This window comes from Acidobacteriota bacterium (assembly GCA_016208495.1).
Taxonomy (GTDB): Bacteria; Acidobacteriota; Blastocatellia; order Chloracidobacteriales; family Chloracidobacteriaceae; genus JACQXX01.
Genome location: JACQXX010000112.1, coordinates 48,200 through 68,579 on the forward strand (window position 1 = coordinate 48,200; position 20,380 = coordinate 68,579).

Below are 20,380 nucleotides of genomic sequence, written 5' to 3' on the forward strand. Positions count from 1 at the left end.
TGAATATAGGATAATGAAAACAGAAAAACTGTGGCTTTGCCTGAACTGAAGGCAGTCATTAACTTGGCGGCAAGACTGGCAGCACCGGGGTGACGCAATGCAAATCAATGTGGGCAAAACATTTAGGGATAGATAGTTTGTACTCTGTCTTTTCCCCATGAGCAAGGCGTTATGATGAAGTTTTTCCAGGTTTTGCCAAAACTTCCCCATATCAAATCAGCAATGTTTACAGACGGTTTGATATGGGGCACGTCGGAAAAGGGCATCACTGGCCAAGCGCCCGAAACTCACGCTCAAACTCCCGCCCGTAGGCGGTTTTGCGGTCTGAAGGCAGGAAAGAATAGTCAATCGCATTGCAACTCAGCCGACACACGTCCTGACGTGAAAACCCAAAATCAGTAAGCAGGTGCACATATTCGTCGCTGAGTGAACTCCCAAAAAAAGGCGGGTCGTCAGAACCAATCGTTACAGCCAGTCCGGCGTCACAGAGTTGGCGCAAGGGATGCGCCGCATAACTTTCATACACGCCAGTACAGAGATTACTGGTGGGGCACACTTCGAGTGGCGTCTGAGTTTCGCGCAAATACTCAATCAACGCGGCATCCTCAATGCTGCGCACACCGTGCCCCAGTCGCTCAGATTTGGTCACGCGCAGGGCTTCCCAGACACTTTCCGGCCCGGCGGCTTCACCGGCGTGAGCAACGGAATGGAGTCCGGCAGCCCGGGCGCGGCTCATATGTGATTCAAACAAACGCGGTGGGAATCCGGCTTCGGCGCCGCCAATCCCAACCCCAATAAACAAATCATCAGCTCGCCCGGCAATGGCAAAATCAACCACCGGGTCAGCTTCGGGCACAAACTGGCGGCTGATATCGGCAATAAAATGGAGTTCGACGCCGTGTTCGGCATATCCGTCTTTGACTCCGGCAGCCAGGGCTTCAAGCAGCGCGTCCTGAGACAAACCGGGTTTTCCCAGATGCATGGTTGGACTGAAGAAAGCTTCGCGATACCGGATGTTTTGGGCTTTGGCATCGGCCAGAAAGTCTTTCACCAGCAGGTAATAATCCTGCGGCGTCCGCAGATACCCGCAGACTTCCATAAAAATATCCAAAAAATGAGGAAAGTCCCGATACTGGAAATAGGCCGCCGAGTCCTCCAGTGTCTCAAATGGAGGCCGCAATCCATTGTTTTCAGCCAGTTTCAAAACGGTTGCCGGTGGGAGCGAGCCTTCCAGATGAACGTGTAACTCGGCTTTCGGCAGTCGGGCAATAAATTCGGAATCAGAAAGTTTATGTTGGATTGGTTGGTGTTCTTGATACATGAAAGCTGATCCTTTCATCAAGCCTGGTTCTTGGTTCTTGGTTCTTACAGCAGTAATTTCACCGTCAGTTCATTTGAGTTTGGGGTGATTCTCAGAACTTGGTTTGAGCATTCCGAAGGACTGCCGGTCGGATAGCCGGTCGGTTGCGAGGTTTTGCGAGCTACCACCGGAAAAGGTTCGGTCTCTCCAATTCTCCCCGCCTGGTCCGTGCCCCTACGGGGCACGGACCAGGCGGGGAGAAACCAGGGGTGGCGCTTGGGTCCGGTGGTAGGCCCAAAGCGGCCAACCGACCGGCTATCCGAACTGCAACGCTTCGCGGTGCAAAACCGCCCTGCTCTTCACTGAATCGTCACTGTAATCGGAAGGGTTCGGGTACGGCCAAAATTATCCGTGGCCGTAAAGGTCAGAATTCGCGTGACCCGTTGCGCAGTGGCTTTAGCTTTTAAGGTAAACACGGCCTGTGATTCTGGGGTGATAATCACACCGGGTTTGAGCTTGAGTCCAAACTCTTTCACCGAAGGTCCCGTCACCGTGACCAGATCGTCATACCCGCCAAAGCGATTGATGGTCAATTCAAGTCTGGTTTTTTTGCCTCGTTGGAGTGTAATTGCTGAAACGGCAATGTTGAGTGAAAAATCCGCCGGGTCAGACAACTTGCTGATAAAGGCGTCTCCAACGCCGGCACGGGTCATTTGGACGGGATGAACCAGCGGCAGATCATCGGATGTCGTCTGGCCACACACATAGACATTGCCGTCAGCATCAGCCGCCACTCCAAAAATGTTGTCAACCTGGGCACCGCCAAAATAGGTCGAATAGATTGCCCGATCTCCGGTGCGACTGAGCCGGGTCACAAAACTGTCAACGTTTCCAGGTTCAGTTCGAATCGGATTCGTCAGCGGATAATCAGGCGAGGTGGTTACTCCGACCAGATAAATCGTGTTGCGCGCATCAATCGCCATATCAAATGGCTGTTCGTCTTTGGCACCTCCAAAAAAGGTCGAAAAGATGCGCCCTCCGGTTGGGCTATATTTGGTCACAAATATGTCTGACACGCCGCGCAGGTCTTTTTGGAGCGCATTCGCCGTGGTCGGGAAATCAGGCGAACCGGTAAATCCAGTGACATAGACATCTCCAAATTCATCTACTCCAGCCGCCGCGCCGCGTTCCTGGTCAGTCGCGCCCAGGTAGGTCGAAAATACCAGAGCATCACCCGCTGGACTGAATTTGGTCACAAACACATCGTACAGACCGCCGCTAAATGTCGTCTGAGTCGGATTTTTCAGGGGGAAATTTTTTGAATTGAGGTATCCGGTCACCACGGCGCTCCCATCTTTCTGGTCCACGGCAATGTCCGCCCCGAGGTCATCTTCGTTTCCGCCAAGATAGGTCGAATAGATCAATTCGCTTCCAGTGCGATTCAATTTGGTCACAAAGGCATCGGTAAACGAGTCGCCTCCGTCACGTGGTTGAAACGCATTTTTCACCGGGAAATCAGTTGAGAGGGTAAACCCGGTGACATATGGATTTCCTTGAGCGTCCAGGGCCATTCCTCGGATTTCATCACGACCGGCTCCACCCAAAAGCGTTGCAAACTCAACGGCTGATCCTCCGGAATTCAGCTTGACAACAAAGCCTTCGCTATTGCCCTTGTTTTCTTTTTGAAATGCCTGATCTGTGGTTGGGAACACCAGTGACGTGGTTCGTCCGGCGATATAAATACCGCCCTCCCGATCAATGGCAACCCCACGTGCTTCGTCAAAGCGGTTGCCGCCAAAGTAGGTCGAAAAGACCAGTTGTCCCGAGACGGTATCAATTTTGGCCACAATGATGTCGGCCTCTCCGGCATTTTCCGGCTGGAGTGGAAACTGAGTCAGAAAATTGATTGACAGTGTGGTACCAACCACCACGACATTGCCAAGACCATCGGCAGCCACGGCAAAGGCTGCATCCGGGAACCCGCCGCCGAGAAAACTTGAAAAACTCACGGTTGGGTCAATCACCAGCGGCTGGGTTGGATCATAGGTGCCGAGTTTGAAGCGAACACGTTTGGGGCTGGAACCTGAGGGCTGAAGAAGCCGGGCTGAAGAAGTCGGGCTGAAGAAATCGGGCTGAAGAAGTCGGGCTGGGGGTTGGGGGAAATCAAGCTGGTACTGGGCGTCCACTAGCCGTTTTTGTCCGCCAATCATCTGGTAGGCAACGGGTTTATGATGAACCGTTGTGGTTGAGTTTCCAGTCACAATCAGGTTTCCAGTCTGATCAAGTGAAAGCAGGTCAATACCTTCAAATCCAAGCACTATCGAATCAGTCTGGCCTCCGGGTGCCACCATAAAGTCATATTCAAGCTGGTTCGGATTGCCATAGACAACCACGTCAATGCCCGGATACACACGGCGATAGCGGACCTTTCCAAAATGCGGAATGTCTCGTTTCCACTGGCTTTCTTTTGAACCAAACAGGTAATTTGACCGCGAGGTTTGTGGGTGTTCGCCAATCATCTCGGGATGTATGGCCCCGCCAATAAACCGCAGGGCACTTATGGTTTGCGAAGAAGGGTCATTGTTTGGCTGCTGCAACACCAATCCCGATGAAGTGAGCAAAGCATTGGCTTGACCGATTCGGGTCCGGAATTTCACATCAGATGAAAACTGCCCTTGATTGGTCTCAAATGTCAGCGGGAGTGCATTGAGAACTGCCGAGGTTGGGACAGATGAAGGCTTGAGAGACGGCATCTGACTCGCCTGTGTTTGCCCCTGACCAGGAAGCCACGTGACACACAGCAGCGCGATCATCAAACAATTCAGCACGATACGGAAAAAACGATAAGAGTGAAAATAGATCATGGTTTTGAGAAAAGACAAAAATGACAAATGACAAGGTGACAAATGACAAGGTGACAGAGGATTTTCTTCATCCCTCATCCCTCATCCCTTGGTTTCGGCCCGGAACCCGGTTATCGGGTCAACTCTTTGAGTATCTGCTCAACATCAGCTTTGACTTCGGGATTAAGTTCGATGGCTCTGGCAAATACCTGACGGGCTTGCTCTTGCAACTGGTTTGCCTGAACTGGATCTTTTTGGATTTGAGCTTTCAATGCAAACAGTTTTCCCTGGGTAATGTAAAATTCCGGGTTATCACCTTTGAGATCAATCCCTTGTTTGATTTCCTCCAAACCTGAATTCAGAGCCGCGAGCGCATCTTTTTTCTGAGCAATGAGCCAGCGAGCCCGGAGCCACTGCAATTTGGCAAGCTGGTTATGGGCGGCGGAATATTCTTTATTTAACTCAATTGATTTTCGAAAAACAGTTTGGGCTTTGGCAAAAATACGCTCTGAAAACGGCTGCCCCGTGTCGAGCAGCCATTCCAGGGCAATGGCCTGGGCCTGACCTTCGTGCGACCAGGCTTCAAAGAATGTCGGGTTGAGTCCCTGTGCATGTTGAAATGCCTGAATGGCAGAGGTCAACGCAACGGTTGGGTCTTGTTTGATACTGGTTTGGTAATTGGCCTGAATCAACTGAGCACGTCCGATGTAGAGATAAGTAAACGCATCGTTATCTCGGATTTTGAGCCCCTTGGCCAGTGTTTCAAGCGCCTGATTGAGCAGTGGAATCGGATCCTGCTTCCGATCAGCCAGATACTGGGCCTTCTGCATATACACCTGGGCAAAGTTATTGTAGGCAATCGCGTTCTTTGGGTTGGCGGCGATTCCGCGCTCATAAAACCGAATGCTTTCTTCAAACTCAACACCTGGGTCCTGACCATGGTCAATTTTGTACGCAACAATGTCGGTATATGCCGTGGCGGCATTGATGAGTGCACTATACAAATTGGGGTTGAGCCGGAGGGCCTGGTTGTAGGTATCAATGGCTTGATTGAGCGTTGCCATTGGATTTTGCCCTTGCTGCACCATGTACTCGCCCTTTGAAAGCCATACATTGGCTAAACTGTTGTAAACTCTGGCGGTTGGAACTGATAGTTCCAGAACTTTTGTATAGCACCCGGCCGCTAAATCATACGCCTGGGTCGGGTTTTCACCCCTCACAAGTTGAAATTCACCCTGTGCCCAGTATGCCCACCCTAAATAGAGATGATTCAGGCCCTGACTGGGCCTGGCCGCTATTGCTTGCCGATTAAATTCAATTGAAGTCCGAAAGTCGGTGGTGGGATCCTGGCCTTGATCCATCACATAAACACCACGCTGACGAAAGGCATCGCCCAACATTCGAAATCCAAAGGCGTTCTTTGGATCAACGGCCAGTGCCGCTCTGGCTTTTTTAATACAAGTTTCGAGTTCAGTGAGCGGGCTTTCCCCTTTTTCGGTTTTTGTCAAAGCCTGAAGAATGTGGATATTCGCACTGACCAGATACAGATCCGGCTTCTCTGGCGCCACCTCAATTCCCTGTTCACACACCGCCACTGATTGATCAATTGCGACCTGAAACGGTTTCCCAGTGTTAATCAAAAGCCGGGCAGTTTGAAATTCCACCCATCCAAGTTGTTTATAGGTTTCCGGGTCACTTTCGGCAATGGTTTGGGCCTGGCGATAGGCGGCCCCAGCCTGTCTCAAATCGTTAAGTGCTGCGTCATGTTCGCCAGCTTCCAGGCGTTGGTTTCCCTGATCGAGATGGATTTGGCCAATCAGGCGTTGCGCTTCATAGAGCCAGGGAACTTTCTTCAACGCGGCTTCAGCTTTGATGATTGCTTCCGGCCATTTTCGGTCATGCCAGTACATCAGGGCTTCAACATATTCGGTCGCCTCGCCCGTTGCCCCATGCCCTTGCTGCAAATATCTGAGTGCCGGCTGCTTGAGTTCCTCTTCCGCCTTTTTGACCTCAGCCTGATAGAGTTCTTTATTGGAAATGGCCTTGGCTTCGTCGAGTCGCTGTTGAAACAATTCACCCAGAACCAGCCCCAGAGCATAGGCGGTTTCTGAAGTTTGATATCCATTGTTCCAGGCGGCTTCCAAATGGGTGCGGGCGGCTTGATATTCGCCCAAAGCCAGATGTCCGCGACCAATGGCATAATGGCCGGGACCTTCGCTGATTTTTCCAAAGCGGTTCATGGTTGCTTCCACGGCCTGCATCCGCTCGCGAACCATGGCTTCCTCGCGGGCAATGTTGTGGCGCGGCAACATATGACCGTGGCGCATGATGGTCTCGATTTCCTTGACCCGTTCCCCCAACTGTCGTGCCAGTTCAGATTGTTGACGCGCCTGCCAGAGCGCGTGAACCCCGCTGACCAAAAAGAACAATCCAATCCCAAGCGCCGCCGCCACAATTGAGGCCGCCACCCGATGTTTATGCAGCAGTTTTTTGGCCCGAAACCAGACCGAAACCGGTCGGCCCTGGATCGGCTCGCCGGCCAGAAATCGGAGCAAATCATCCTGGAGCGCACGGGCTGAGTCATAGCGTTGCTGTGGCTCTTTCTCCAGACACTTCATGACAATCGTTTCCAGATCAACCGGAATACGCGAATCCAGGGTCCGCAGCGCCGGGGCTTCATCCTGAATGACTTTGAGCAACACCTCCATAATGGACCCCTGGCTAAAGGGAACTTTGCCGGAAAGCAATTCATAGAGCGTCACGCCCAAACTATAGATGTCGGTGCGTCGGTCCAGCCGGTCGGTTTCTCCGCGAGCCTGTTCGGGTGACATATAATACGGAGTGCCCAACAGCGCCCCTTCAACGGTCATGCCGCTGGCCGCCACCTGCCGGGCCAGTCCGAAATCCATCACGTAGGGTTTGAGCAACCCATCCTCTCCCGTACCGACAATGATATTGTGTGGCTTGATGTCGCGATGAATCAGCCCCTCTTTATGAGCTGCCTGGAGCGCATCGGCCACCTCAGCCATAATTTTGATTTTTTGCTCCACCGACAATCCGGCCATGGCTTTATCCAGGGTTTGACCGGGCAGATACTGCATGGCGATAAAATACCGGCCTTCAAATTCGCCGACTTCATAGACCCGGCACACATTGGGGTGATCAATCTGGGCCTGCGAGCGGCCTTCCATTAGCAACCGCTGGACAAGCGTCGGGTTATCTTTGATCAAAAACTTGAGTGCCACCGGGCGTTTTAACAGCGGGTCAAACGCCTCATACACCGTCCCCATGCCGCCTTCGCCAATCCGACGGACAATTTCATACCGCCCAACCTGTCGAAACTCAAGTTCGCGATTGATCCCGGATTTTGGCGCTGATTGATGTGGCGTGGCGCCTGGTGTGGCCATTTGGGTCGGAAGTTGACTGACACTTGCCAGATGAAGCGGCTCAGAAGCTGGCTGAAAAGCAAGGGTGGTCTCTGTAATAGTTCCCGAACCTGATTGTGCCATCAGAAGGGTGTCATCTGGGGCCTGCGTCTGGAGCGAACGAAATGCAACCACTTCGTTTGAAAGAGTTTGCACCGTTTCTTCAGTTAAGATTCCCTTGTGCACGACTTCTTTCAGCCGCGCCGACCAAACCTCCGGTTCAGTGTACCCGGTTGGAGTGCACAAACTGATTTGCTCTGAATCAATCAGCCCTTTCTGCAATGCAAGTTCAAGAATCAGCCTGGCTTGACTGGAATCAATCACTGGTTCAGACCTCTTTTAAGCAAATAGCGAAATAGCGAAGTAGCGAAGTAGCGAGTAGCGAGTAGTCAATCAAATAGCGAAGTAGCGAAGTAGTGAAATAGTGAAACAGTTTGGTCACTTTGTCACCCTGTCACCTTGTCACTTTGTCACCTTGTCACCTTGTCATTCTGTCACCTTGTCATCCTGTCACTCTGTTTCAGCTTGAACCCTGGTGATGAATCCGGTATCAACAGAATTAGCCCGCAAGCCCGTAAGCCCGCAAAGGAGTTCCATTGTGGCCAAATCATCTCAACTTCTGAAGTTTCCGCCTGGGTTTTTGTGGGGAACTGCCACATCATCACATCAGGTTGAAGGATTGAACACCAATAACGACTGGTGGGAGTTTGAACAGCAACCAGGAACGATTCACGATGGGACCCATTCCGGGGCGGCCTGCGACCACTTTGCCCGGTTTCGCGAGGATTTTGACCTCGCGGCTTCAATGCACCAGAACGCCCATCGGCTTTCGCTTGAATGGAGCCGGCTGGAACCTGAAGAAGGGGTCTGGAATGAAGATGCCTTTGAGCACTACCGGGCTGTCCTTCAGGCTTTGCGGGATCGAAACATTACCCCGATGGTGACCCTCCATCATTTTACCAACCCCAAATGGCTGGTGGCCAAAGGTGGCTGGGAAACCTCACAGGTCGTCAAATACTTTTATCGTTTTGCCGCCGAAGTGGCCAGGGCCTTAGGTGATCTGGTTGAATATTGGGTCACCATCAACGAGCCCATGATTTATGTCGTGATGGGGTATTTTTTGAAGCAGTGGCCGCCAGCCGTGATTGACCCGGTCCGTGGATTTCGGGTTGCTGGAAATATGATGCGGGCACACGCGGCGGCCTATCAGGCCCTGCACACGCTGGCCAAATGCCCGGCTCAGGTTGGCATTGCCCATCACATTCGGATTTTTGACCCGGCTAATCCATCATCGCCGCTCGATATCAACGCCGCCCGAATTCAAAGCTTTTTTTTGAATGATGCGGTTACAAAAGCGTTAACTTCAGGTAGACTGGTGCCACCGCTAGGCTGGTTTGAACGCCTTCCTGGTCCTTCCAAACCCATGGACTTCTTTGGGATCAACTACTATAGCCGCGACCTGGTTGCCTTTGACATCACTCAGACGGAAACCCTGTGCGGACGCAACTTCCCGGCCCCAAACGCCAAACAACAGCATTTTGGCTGGGAAATATACCCTCATGGGCTGTATCGGCTCTGTACTGACCTGAAAGAATGTGGCGTTCCAATCATCATCACCGAAAATGGAATTCCGGATAACACCGACGAACTCCGCCCGCAATTTTTGATTGACCATCTTGCCGCACTCCATCAAGCAATCACCGACGGCAGTCCCGTGACCGGGTATTTTCACTGGTCATTGCTTGACAATTTTGAATGGGCTGAAGGGTTTACGCCACGATTTGGGCTGGTCGAAGTTGACTATCAAACCCAGCACCGGCGAATCAAACCCAGTGGTCAACTCTATGCTCAAATTTGCCAAGCCAACGGATTGTCACCTGACCTGGTGAAATCATAAGACCAACTCTTCCCTTTGAATTCAGAAAGCCCTCTTCAATGGCACAGCACAAACTTGTTAAACGTCTGAAACACCATTACTTACACCCAGCCGGAGCTGGCTGGGACCGGCTTGGCTGGCGGTATCTGTATGCCACCTCAAAGTTTAAAGCCAGAGCCTATGACAAAGCCTTTGCCAGCATTCAAAACTATTGCTGGTTCCTTGGTTACCCACGCAGCGGGCATACGCTGGTTGGGTCATTGCTCGACGCGCATCCAGAAATCATCATCGCCCAGGAACTGCATGCCCTGAAATATGTGGATAAGGGCTTTTCCAAAAACCAGTTATTTTACTTGTGTTTAAAGCGCTCTGAAGACTTTACCAGGGCAGGCCGAATCTGGTCGGGGTACGATTACAACATTCCAAACCAGTGGAATGGACGATTTCGCGAATTGAAAGTGATTGGGGATAAAAAAGGCGGTGCTTCGGCTGGAACCCTCATGCGACACCCACATCTGGTGAGCAAGCTGGTTGAGACTCTACAAATGCCGATGCGGGTCATCCACGTGGTTCGCAACCCATATGACAACATTGCAACCATTAAACGGCGGGCGGCAGAGCGACTTGATCGCCTGGGCGTTGATCGAGAGGCCCTCTCTATCGAAGATGCCATCAAGATGTATTTTAAATTCAGCAAGACGATTCAATCAGTCAAACAGGAGATTCCACCGCAGGATATGTATGACCTCCGGCACGAAGATCTGATTGCCAACCCCAAACAAACCGTGGCGGATCTATGCCGATTTTTAGGCGTTGAACCAACTGAAGAGTATCTGACTGATTGCGCCAGCATCGTGTATTCCTCACCCAATAAGTCCCGCAACAGCTTCAAATGGACACCAGAACAAATCCAGACAGTGGCCGATGAAATTGCTAAATACCCATTTCTGAAGGGCTACACCTTTGATAGCTAACGATTTGTCAGTCCCACCTGCGTGAGCGGGTGGAAACGAAAACGAAGCGAACCCACCCGCTCACGCAGGTGGTACTGACTCCTTATTTTTTGGGTCGCCACTTTTGCTTGAGCAATTCTCCGGCACCTAATGCCGCTCCCATCAAAATCATCAGGACCACACCATAGACGGCGGCTTGTCCCAGGTTCGCGGCTCGCAATTGGGAAGCAATTTCAACCGAAATTGGACGGTTTCGGAACACAAAAGCCAGGACCGAAGCGGCAAATTCTCCGAGCAACGTCACAAAGGCCAGCGTCACCCCGTTGACCAATCCGGGCCAGACCTGGGGCAACACCACCCGGCGCATGGCATGGAACCAACCGGCGCCAAGCGTCCGGGCGGCTTCTTCCTGCGAAGCGTCAAATTGCTCAAAATTGGTTTGCACGGCACGGGTGGCGAGCGGCCAGGTTCGCAAAAAATAAATGAAGGGTAAAATCCAGAACGTCCCAACCAGCACCTGCCCCGCTGAGTACCAGTGCGGCATTCGATAGGCGGCAATCACACAGAGTGCCACGACCGTTCCTGGCAGAACCCACGGCACCAGTACCAGCCCAGACATCAACCGCTGGGCTGGAAACCGCAACCTGACCACCATATAGGCCACCAGACTGCCCAAAATTCCAGCCGCAACCGCCGCCGGCAGCGACATCGCCAGACTATTGAGAATTGGTTGATAGGCAATAGCTTCGGTCAGTGTTGATTGATAATGAGCCAGGGTGTATTCGGTTGGGAGCAGCGTTGTGCGCCAGCTTCCCTCGCCGACGACACTCAGCAAAATCAGCATTGCCGGCGGCAACATCAAAAACAAAACCACGGCGGTGGATACACCCAACGCCATCATTCGGGACCACTGCGAAACCAGTGGCCGCCGCCGAACCGTGCCCTTGCTGACGCTGGCAAACCGCCGTGTTCCTTCAAAACGCTGTAGGAACACAAGCATCGGAATTGAAATGCACGCCAGCAACACACTCTCGGCCATGGCCAGCTCAAACTGACGGTTGGCGTAAGCATTAAAGATTTCAATGGTCAAATACCGAACCCCACCACCAAACAAATAGGGGGCGCTAAAACTGGCCATCGAAGTCATAAAGGTCAGCAGTGCCGCTCCAGCAAATGCCGGACTGAGCAGCGGCAATACAATGCGCCGCCAGACAGCCAGTGGCCGACCACCAAGGCTGCGGGCGGCTTCAACCAGCGAAAAGTCAACCCGCTCAAGTGCTGCCGAGGTAAAGCTATAAAAATAGGCATACATTGAATAGGTATGCACCGCAATAATTGCCCCTCGACCACGCAACGACCAGGGCGGCGTCTCCAGGTGAAAAGCCTTCATCACCAGCCGGGTGGCCAATCCTGTTTCGTCATACAGAAACAGAAAGGCCAGGACTCCAACCAGTGGCGGCAAAACCAGTGGCAGATTGGCCATCACGGCCAGCATCCGGCGACCTGGAAAGTCAAACAGACTCAGAAAGATAGCAAGTGGAACTCCGACCAGGGCACAACACAGCACGGTTATGGCCGAGATTCCAACACTGTTGACCACGCTTTCCCAAAATGTCGGTTGGGAAAAAGCCTCGGTGTAGGCCGCAATGCCCCATCGAGATTGTGCATCAACAAAGCTTTCAACCAGGAGCGCCCCAAGTGGCAACATAACACCCCAGATCAAGGCAATGCCGACCGGGATCAGAACCCACAAATATGGCCCACGGCGGAGTATCCCCCGCCAGACACGACCAGACTGCCCGGCTTGAGAAGCAAGGGAAGTTTTTTCAGGAGAATTTGTCACAACTCTTTCAACCTATTGGATTTACTTTGGGTTGCGGCTGTATCTTCAAACCCTTTTCGGGGCTACAGCCGGCGCAGAGTGAGACAATACAGAGGAATCTTCGATTGCGGAAGGCTCAGCGTGTAAAATGTTTGTATCATCCGTCGTAAAATCCGGGGTGGCCTCAGATTTTGGAACCGAAGGCACGACCACAGGTAAGACAATTGAAAAAGCACTTCCCACGCCCACCTGACTTCGCACGGAGACATTGCCGCCATGTGCCGCGGCGATTCGCTTGACAATAGCCAGCCCCAATCCGGTCCCAATCGAGCCAGTTCGACTCCGGGCCTGGTAGTAAGGATCGAAAATATATGGCAGTTCCTGAGCTGGAATCCCTTCCCCGGTGTCAATCACGCTGATCACAACATAAGTATAGCCAGTATCAACTTGCTGGCCTTCAACCAGGCGGGCTTCGATCCAGATTTGTCCGCCTTCTGGGGTAAATTTAATGGCATTTGAGAGCAAGTTCATCAAGGCGCGCTGAATGCTGCGGGCATCGGCCATCACTTTCGGTAAATTGGTGTCGCACCCGTACCCCAACGTCACATTTTTCCGCTTCGCCACAACCGCCCAGGTTTCACCAGCTTCCTGAATGATTTCATGGGGTGAAAGCGGGACAAATTCCAGTTGCAACACCCCAGCTTCCATTTTGGAAAAGTCGAGTAACTCGTTGATCAGGCTAATCATTTTCTCGGAAACCTGACGGGCGCCATTGATCAACTCACGCAATTCGGCCATATCCGGTTTCTTGCCCTGCAATTCCATTTCAATCAGCTCAAGCGTTGAAATGACACTGCCCAGCGGCGAACGAATATCGTGAACAATGGCGTTGGTAAATTCACTGCGGAGGCGGTCCAGTTCCTTGAGCTTTTCATTGGCTTCCTGCAATCCGGCCACATGCGAACGAGCCTGACGGTACAGGCTGGCCTGGGCCACGGCAGTTGATAATCGCGACATGGCTGAGCGAATGAGGATCTCTTCTTCACCGCTATGGACTTCCTGAAAATACCGGAGCGCCTGCTGCATGGCATCTTCAACTTCGTCCCATTCGGTTTCTGAAGGACGAGATCGAAAAAGTTCGGTCGGGGTTGGAAGTTCAGAGGTATCCTCAACCCCAGATACTTTTCCATTTGGAGAAGGCTCTGGCGGAGACTCATATTTGGGCTGCTCACCGCTTGAAAACAAGTCGGTACTGTTGGCCAGCCAAACCAGGTTTTCGACAACTCGTTGCCGTTCAACCGCCCAGTGCTGACGTTCCAACATATGTCTAAGCTTGAGGGTTAATTCCTGGGGTCGAAATGGCGTGGCCAGACAATCATCGGATCCAGCCAGTAAGGCTGAGAGCACGTCGTCATCGCGCGTTGCGGAAGGGCTAATTAAAAGGATGGGAATATGACGGGTTGTTTGCTGGGCTCGCAATTGACGGCAGACTTCCAATCCATTGATTCCGTCAAGGGTAATATCGGCAATCAAGGCATCAATAACTGTTTCCTGAATATAGGCTAACGCCTCATACCCGTTACTGGCGGCATAGACCCGATATTTTGCATTTTGGAGCAGCGACACGATGAGGGCGCGTTGACTGGGGTTGTCAGTTGCTACGAGTATGACAGGACTCTCTCGCATACGGGGTTCCCCTGAAGCAGGTAAAAACCATTGCCCGTAGATTCCAAACAACGGCATTTACATGCTGGGATGAAAAATTGTTTGGCCCTGGAACTCGCTTGAGGAAAAAGAAGAAGAACCCTGACTTTAGCCGGCACGAAACAAGACTGTCAAGGAAGGTCATCTGGATTTAAGATTTGAGAATTATGAATTTTGAAAAATCTAACTGCCCCCTGATTCAATAAAATCCCACCTTTTGCGATGAAATGGATCAGTTCCACCTGATATCCAGCTTATGGAAAAAAAAGACGGCGAGCAAAGAAAACTTGCTCGCCGCATAGTCCAGACTGGTATTAGCTCACCCGGGCCGAACAGTAGAGTCGTGGTGTTACACCAATATTGCCCTGAGGTTATTTTTTGGTGAAAACCGGAAAGACATCGGGCTGAAGATATCGGGCTCAGGGCTCAGGGTATGAAACCCGTTTTCTTCAGCCCCGAGCTTGCGAGTCTTCAGCCCCAAGCCCTGAGCTCTGGTTTTCTCAGCCCCGGTTCTTTGTTTTCTCGCGTTTATCTTCCTTCCAAAGCCAGGCGGAGATAGTACCGGCATCCTTTACCGTGGGTAATCCTTCCAAAATCAGCACTTCCGAACCTTTTATCTGCAGGGTTACCCAACCTTCTTTGGTCTCGCCCTGAAATCCCTGTTTGGTTTCAGCAAATCTACTGCCTGCGTAGCGTTTGCGCGTTCGTTCAGCGTAGGCATCATAAAATTCCTTAGCCTCGTCACCGGAATCCCAACTCGTGTGCTGAACCAAAAACAACTGCCCGGTTTTGGTGTTTTCATAGAGCCGGCAGGCATCGCCATCCCAACCATCGGCGCCACGTGAACCATCAGTCTCATCCAAAAACTCAGACAAAATCAGGGTATACCCAAACTCGCCCGTCACATCTCCGGTAACTGCTTTCCAATTTTTTCCAAGCACGGTTTCGGCGGCGGCCAGTGTAATCCGGGTGGCAGACTCCCCTTTCAGATACTTTTCGGGGTGCATAATCTGCTCGGTGCTTTCCGGCAAGGTGGTATAAGCCTTTGAAACACTGGCCCAGCCACCTTCTTTGACCAGTGCCTGCACAAACCCGGCACCGACAAAATAGGGGAAGGTCAGTGATTCACGGATACACCGTGGCGCACTCGACAGGACCTGGGCTTTTTCCTGTGAATCCAGGCCGGGACCAGACATCACCTGCAACATATCAGTGATTGAAATCGGGAGCTTTGAAACACTACCGCCCAATGGTTCCAGCAGATAATCAAACATCACGACGGTAGCCTCGCCCTCGATCAGGGCATGAATGGCCGATTCCTTATCGCCCATGCCTTTGGGAAAGTTCTCAAATCGGCGCAAATCAAAATGTTGATCCTGCAGGGCATGGGTCAATTCGTGGGCAATCACAATTTTCTGTTCTTCCAGATCAGTCCGATCCGTCAGAAAAAATTCACCTGTGCGCGGCTTGTAATATCCGCCAATCTGCTCGCTCAGGATCTTGATCATCTCTTCGCGGAGTTTGTATTTGGCCGGCACCAGTCCAAGTTTGCCGAGCAACTTGGCCTGGGCATCAAACTCACTGGCCGGAGTTGATTCGTCCATGTCTTTCAGAACATCTTTTTCAAGCTCGTCACGGTTGCGAAAACCAGCCTTGACGTCCTTTTTGATTTCAAGTCCCCGGAGCTTGCTCACCGCTTTGAAGATCTCTTCGGTTGCCGCCAGCACGGCGGCTTTATCAACTGATTCAACTGGAGTTATCGGAGCTTTGGCTGTCGTGCCCGACGGAGTTTGCGGTTTGGACTGCGCCAAAATGCCAGGCCCCGCCAGTGACGAAATCATCAAGGCAGAAGCCAGGCCCATCACACAGACGGACTGACGAAAGGACGGAACAAAAAATTTCACGGAAAACCTCCAGGATGGAACTTGGTGTTTGATGCTTGGTGTTTGGTGCTTGGTTCGGCCTGGCCTACACCAACGTGATATGTGTGATTTCCGGCACCGAACCGAGTCTGACTGGCGGGCCGCTGGTACCAACGCCGCGGCTGACATACAACTGAGAGCCGTCAAACTGGTAAAGGCCAGCCGTGAAATCTGTCATCAACCGACTTGGGGCAATATCCTGACCGAGAAATTCAACTTTCACTTGCCCGCCGTGGGTGTGTCCGGCAATCGTGAGCGGAATGTTGCGTTCAAGCGCTTTCGGGAAAACGTTTGGCTGATGGGAGAGCAAAATGGATGTGTCACGCACTTCCAGTCTCCGCATCGCCGAGTCAAAAGTCAAATCCGCCAGGCGTTCGTGGCGCGACTGCGGAATATAGGTAATGCCCATCAGGTTCAGTTTGGCACCGCGGATCCAGATGGTTTCCTGTTCATTGATGAGAAGTCGGATGTTGTGATTACGGAAGCCTTCCGCCAGCGCATCCACTGAATTGGTAAACAGGTCGTGATTCCCAAGGGTGGCATACACCCCGTACCGGGCCCGGAGGTGCCGAAAAGCGCCAATAAAGAGCGGCACACAGGTGCTCGAATACGGCACATAATCGCCTGTCAAGACAATCAAATCCGGATTCAGACCATTAGCGACGTCTACAAATTCCATCAATCGCTGATGATCCATAAACACACCGGCGTGAACATCGGTTAACTGCACAATCGTCGTTCCACGCAACTCCGGCGGCATTCCGGGTAATGTCAACGATAACCGCTCAAGCCGGTAGCTTTCGCGGGCGACATACGCTCCATAGGTTGAGACCAAAAATGGAGAGGTGGTCAAGGCCAGCGATGCCGCCTGGATAAACTCTCGTCGCCCAACTGCCGGACGTGGTATCGGCGGCGTTGGTTCACCTGGAAGGACAATGGTGGGGACTGGGGTTGGAACTGATTCCAAAACTTGGGGAACGGGTTGGAGAGCTCCGGGGGCGGCTGGTTGGGCTTTGGTTGTGGTCCGAATCGCCAATCGGCGGCGAGCCCGCCAAATCTGGTTTTTCTTCCAGAACCAGTGACTGACCTGGGTTCCAATCAGGACTCCGACACAAGCCAGCGAACTCCACTGCCACACGGTAAATGGCAAGGCCACCAGGGTTGGCAAGGCATCAATCGCGGGGCCAGCCAGATACGGATATGGAATACCGTGATAGAGCAACCATCCCAAAACCCAGAACGAAGGAACATTCAAAGCCACAAACCAGACAGTGATGCCTGGTTTGAGCCACTGATGAATTCCCTGCCAGCGCATCAGTCTGGCCATTTGCTGAAACCAGCGGTGCAAATACCACTGACCGGCCAGGATACCAGTCAGTAAACCAGCGACCAGCATCCAGGACTTGATGCTGGTTAGTGAGATCAATCCAGGTACAACTTCCATAATTTTAGTCAGTAGTCAGTAGTCAGTAGTCAGTAGTCAGTAGTCAGTAGTCAGTAGTCAGTAGTCAGTAGTCAGTAGTCAGTAGTCAGTAGTCAGTAGTCAGTAGTCAGTAGTCGAGTGTTGGGATTTGATTTTCCAGCCGGGAGCTGATTGGGATCAACGCTGGTCACGATCAATTTCCGGGCAATTCCCGAACTCAGCGTTCGGTAGCGGTGATTTTCCAACGGAAGTGGCACACCATTGAGTGTCACGATGGTGTCAGATTCCGGAAAATTGTCACCTTGCACTGTCAACCGACGTCTTCCGGCATCGAAAACCACGGTTCGGATGAGCGGCAAGACACCCCGCGTTGGTACAGCATTGAGCGCCTTGACGAAATCTACCCGACCACGTGCCGCCCAGGTTTTTCCAGCATCTGGTTTATCGTCTGGGTCATCGGGAAGTTCCTGGGTTGCCGTTAAAATCAGGTAGCGAATTTCTTCCGCCGTCAGCGCAATGTTCTGCGTTTTGGCCTGTGCCACAATCAATGCCGCCAGACCTGACACATAGCCCGTAGCAATTGATGTGCCAGCACTAAACGCGTAGACCGGTGTTCCAGGACGCCCACTGCCTGATAAGGCGTCAAACGCACTCAGGACCGAAGTTGACAGCGCAAATCCAGGTGCCACGACATCAACCGCCGCTGGGCCAAATGTGCTAAATACAGCCCGTTCGGCAATGGCTGATCCATTAAACCCACGTGGCGCGCCGCGAAAGCCACTGTCGGTTGCCCCAACGGCAATCACACCCGGTAACCGGGCCGGAAATCGTGGCGAAGCCGTGTTTTCATCCCCGGCGGAAGCAATCACCAGCACACCCTGCGCCTGGGCAAATTCAATTGCCTCACGAACGGCAGCACTCACCGTCCCTCGACTTAAACTCAGGTTTAGAATCTGCGCGCCATTTTCAGCCGCGTAGCGAATGGCGGAGGCGAGCGCATCTTCCGCCACGGGACCATCATCCCGTGCAACTTTGAGTGCCATCAACTGACACCGCCAGGCAGTACCAGCAATGCCAGTGCGGTTGTTTCCGCGAGCCCCAATCACCCCCGCCACAATTGTTCCATGCGCGGTGTTTTCATCGGCCAGGCCATTTCCATCGTCATCAAGCCCATTTCCCAAATCTGGATTTGGATCCGGCGTGTTCGCTGTAAAGTCCCACCCATTGATGTCATCAATAAAGCCATTCTGGTCATCATCCACTCGATTGGCTGGAATTTCACCCACGTTTTGCCACAGGTTTTCTTTCAGGTCTGGATGCTCCAGCCAAACGCCGGAGTCAATTACGGCAATCACCACGTCAGATTGACCGGTGGTTAAACCCCAGGCCGTTTCAGTGTTCAGATTGCGGTCAGTTTCAATTCCATCAAAAACCCATCGTTGAAAGTCAGTTCGAATGTTCCCGTTGTTGGAATAAAACGGATCGTTTGGAACCAGGTCGAGGCGGTAGCCGCTCAAGCAGGGGTCAGGGTGGTCAGTACCACCTGCGTGAGCGGGTGGGGTCGGATTGGCGAAAACTCCAAGCCAAACATTGAGGCAAAAGATAGCAAACAAGCCACTACAGACTACTTGTCGAGGTAGCATAATGAAAATTCCAGTGGTATTCTCTCGCATTGCATTCAACCTTCATTCTGACGGCGTTCTCATCATATCGCTTCACCTTATTGCAACGCATTCATTTCTTCCCCCATCGCCGTTGGGAGTGATCAACCTTTGACCGATTCTGGTCCGAAATTTTGAGGAGTTTTATCTCATGCGAAATGTAGATTACTTTAACCTGGATTCGCAGTTCACCGAAGAAGAACTGATGGTTCGCTCGATGGTTCGTGGCTTTGTTCAAGAACAGGTGCTGCCAGTTATCGAGGAAGCCTATGAACAGGGTGTGTACCCAACCCAATTGATCAAAGCCATGGGCGAACTGGGCATGTATGGCGCCAACCTTCCCGAAGAATATGGGTGCGCTGGAATGAACAGCACCGCCTATGGGCTGGTGATGCAGGAACTCGAAGCCGGCGATTCCGGGGTGCGGAGCTTTGCATCAGTGCAGGGCTCGCTGGTGATGTATCCGATTTTTGCGTTTGGAACTGAAGAACAAAAACGCAAGTGGCTGCCCGAAATGGCCAAAGGCAACAAAATCGGCTGCTTCGGCCTGACCGAACCGGATTTTGGGTCCAATCCTGGCGGTATGGTAACTCGTGCCGAACGGACCAAATACGGCTGGAAGCTCAACGGCGCCAAAATGTGGATCACCAACGGCACGATTGCGGATGTCGCCGTGGTTTGGGCCAAAACCGGTGATGATAGCCGCAGCATCCGTGGCTTCCTGGTCGAAAAAGGCACGGCTGGGTTTTCAGCCCCGGAAATCAAGCGTAAGCACTCGTTGCGCGCTTCAATTACCTCGGAACTGATTTTTGAAGATTGCGAAATTCCGGAAGAAAATATTCTGCCCAAGGTCGAAGGACTACGCGGACCACTTTCGTGCCTCAATCAGGCCCGATACGGAATCGCGTGGGGCGCAGTTGGATCAGCCATGGCAACCTACAACGCCGCGCTTGAATATTCACTGTCGCGCATCCAGTTTGATCGTCCAATTGCTGGCTTCCAGCTTACGCAAAAGAAACTGGCCGACATGATCACTGAAATCACCAAAGGTCAGATGATGTCGCTCCACCTTGGCCGGCTCAAAGATCAGGGCAAAGTCACGCCGTCCCATATTTCAATGGCGAAGCGCAACAACGTCGCCATGGCGCTCGAAACCGCCCGCACCGCCCGCACCATTCTCGGCGCCAACGGCATCAGCGGCGAATATCCAGTCATGCGCCATATGAACAACCTTGAATCAGTGCTGACCTATGAGGGAACACACGACATCCACACCCTCATCATCGGCAACGAAGTCACTGGCATTCAGGCATTTAAATAAAAGTTCCCTTCCCCAACACTTGAAAGGGCACTCCCACACTGGGAGTGCCTTTTTTTGTCGGCATTACTTAGGGACCCAGAAGAAAATAAAATCCCACTGAAATCGGGTTCAGGGTTCAGGGTTCAGGGTT

11 protein-coding genes are annotated in these 20,380 nt (G+C 52.2%); 3 read left to right on the plus strand and 8 right to left on the minus strand.

The window, feature by feature from the left end:
• Positions 1-265 precede the first annotated feature (265 nt).
• The 3 genes from add to HY774_23355 form a co-directional block, all read right to left on the minus strand.
• Positions 266-1,321: an adenosine deaminase gene (add, locus tag HY774_23345; protein ID MBI4751426.1), complete on the minus strand. Its 1,056-nt coding sequence runs from the start codon at positions 1,319-1,321 to the stop codon at positions 266-268.
• Between the two features lie 338 nt (positions 1,322-1,659).
• Positions 1,660-4,113, minus strand: coding sequence for an SBBP repeat-containing protein (locus tag HY774_23350; GenBank protein MBI4751427.1), 2,454 nt, complete (start codon positions 4,111-4,113; stop codon positions 1,660-1,662).
• Between the two features lie 161 nt (positions 4,114-4,274).
• Complete coding sequence (locus HY774_23355; protein MBI4751428.1) at positions 4,275-7,892, minus strand: protein kinase; 3,618 nt, start codon at positions 7,890-7,892, stop codon at positions 4,275-4,277.
• Between the two features lie 274 nt (positions 7,893-8,166).
• Here HY774_23355 and HY774_23360 point away from each other — a divergent pair, with 274 nt between their 5' ends.
• Positions 8,167-9,465 carry a glycoside hydrolase family 1 protein gene (locus HY774_23360; protein ID MBI4751429.1) on the plus strand — a complete coding sequence of 433 codons (1,299 nt, stop codon included), beginning with the start codon at positions 8,167-8,169 and terminating at the stop codon, positions 9,463-9,465.
• Between the two features lie 38 nt (positions 9,466-9,503).
• Positions 9,504-10,418, plus strand: coding sequence for a sulfotransferase (locus HY774_23365; GenBank protein ID MBI4751430.1), 915 nt, complete (start codon positions 9,504-9,506; stop codon positions 10,416-10,418).
• An 82-nt stretch (positions 10,419-10,500) separates the two neighbouring features.
• Here the strand turns inward: HY774_23365 and HY774_23370 are convergent, their stop codons facing one another.
• The 5 genes from HY774_23370 to HY774_23390 all read right to left on the minus strand — a co-directional run bounded on the left by HY774_23370 (position 10,501) and on the right by HY774_23390 (position 18,911).
• Entirely contained in the window at positions 10,501-12,240 is a 1,740-nt protein-coding gene (locus HY774_23370) for an iron ABC transporter permease (GenBank protein MBI4751431.1), read from the minus strand.
• Between the two features lie 45 nt (positions 12,241-12,285).
• Complete coding sequence (locus tag HY774_23375) at positions 12,286-13,905, minus strand: response regulator (protein MBI4751432.1); 1,620 nt, start codon at positions 13,903-13,905, stop codon at positions 12,286-12,288.
• 518 nt (positions 13,906-14,423) lie between these two features.
• Positions 14,424-15,827: a hypothetical protein gene (locus HY774_23380; GenBank protein ID MBI4751433.1), complete on the minus strand. Its 1,404-nt coding sequence runs from the start codon at positions 15,825-15,827 to the stop codon at positions 14,424-14,426.
• 64 nt (positions 15,828-15,891) lie between these two features.
• Positions 15,892-17,289, minus strand: coding sequence for a metallophosphoesterase (locus HY774_23385; GenBank protein MBI4751434.1), 1,398 nt, complete (start codon positions 17,287-17,289; stop codon positions 15,892-15,894).
• Between the two features lie 92 nt (positions 17,290-17,381).
• On the minus strand, positions 17,382-18,911 hold the full coding sequence (locus HY774_23390) for a S8 family serine peptidase (protein ID MBI4751435.1): 1,530 nt from the start codon (positions 18,909-18,911) through the stop codon (positions 17,382-17,384).
• 169 nt (positions 18,912-19,080) lie between these two features.
• Here HY774_23390 and HY774_23395 point away from each other — a divergent pair, with 169 nt between their 5' ends.
• Entirely contained in the window at positions 19,081-20,250 is a 1,170-nt protein-coding gene (locus HY774_23395; protein MBI4751436.1) for an acyl-CoA dehydrogenase family protein, read from the plus strand.
• Positions 20,251-20,380 lie beyond the last annotated feature (130 nt).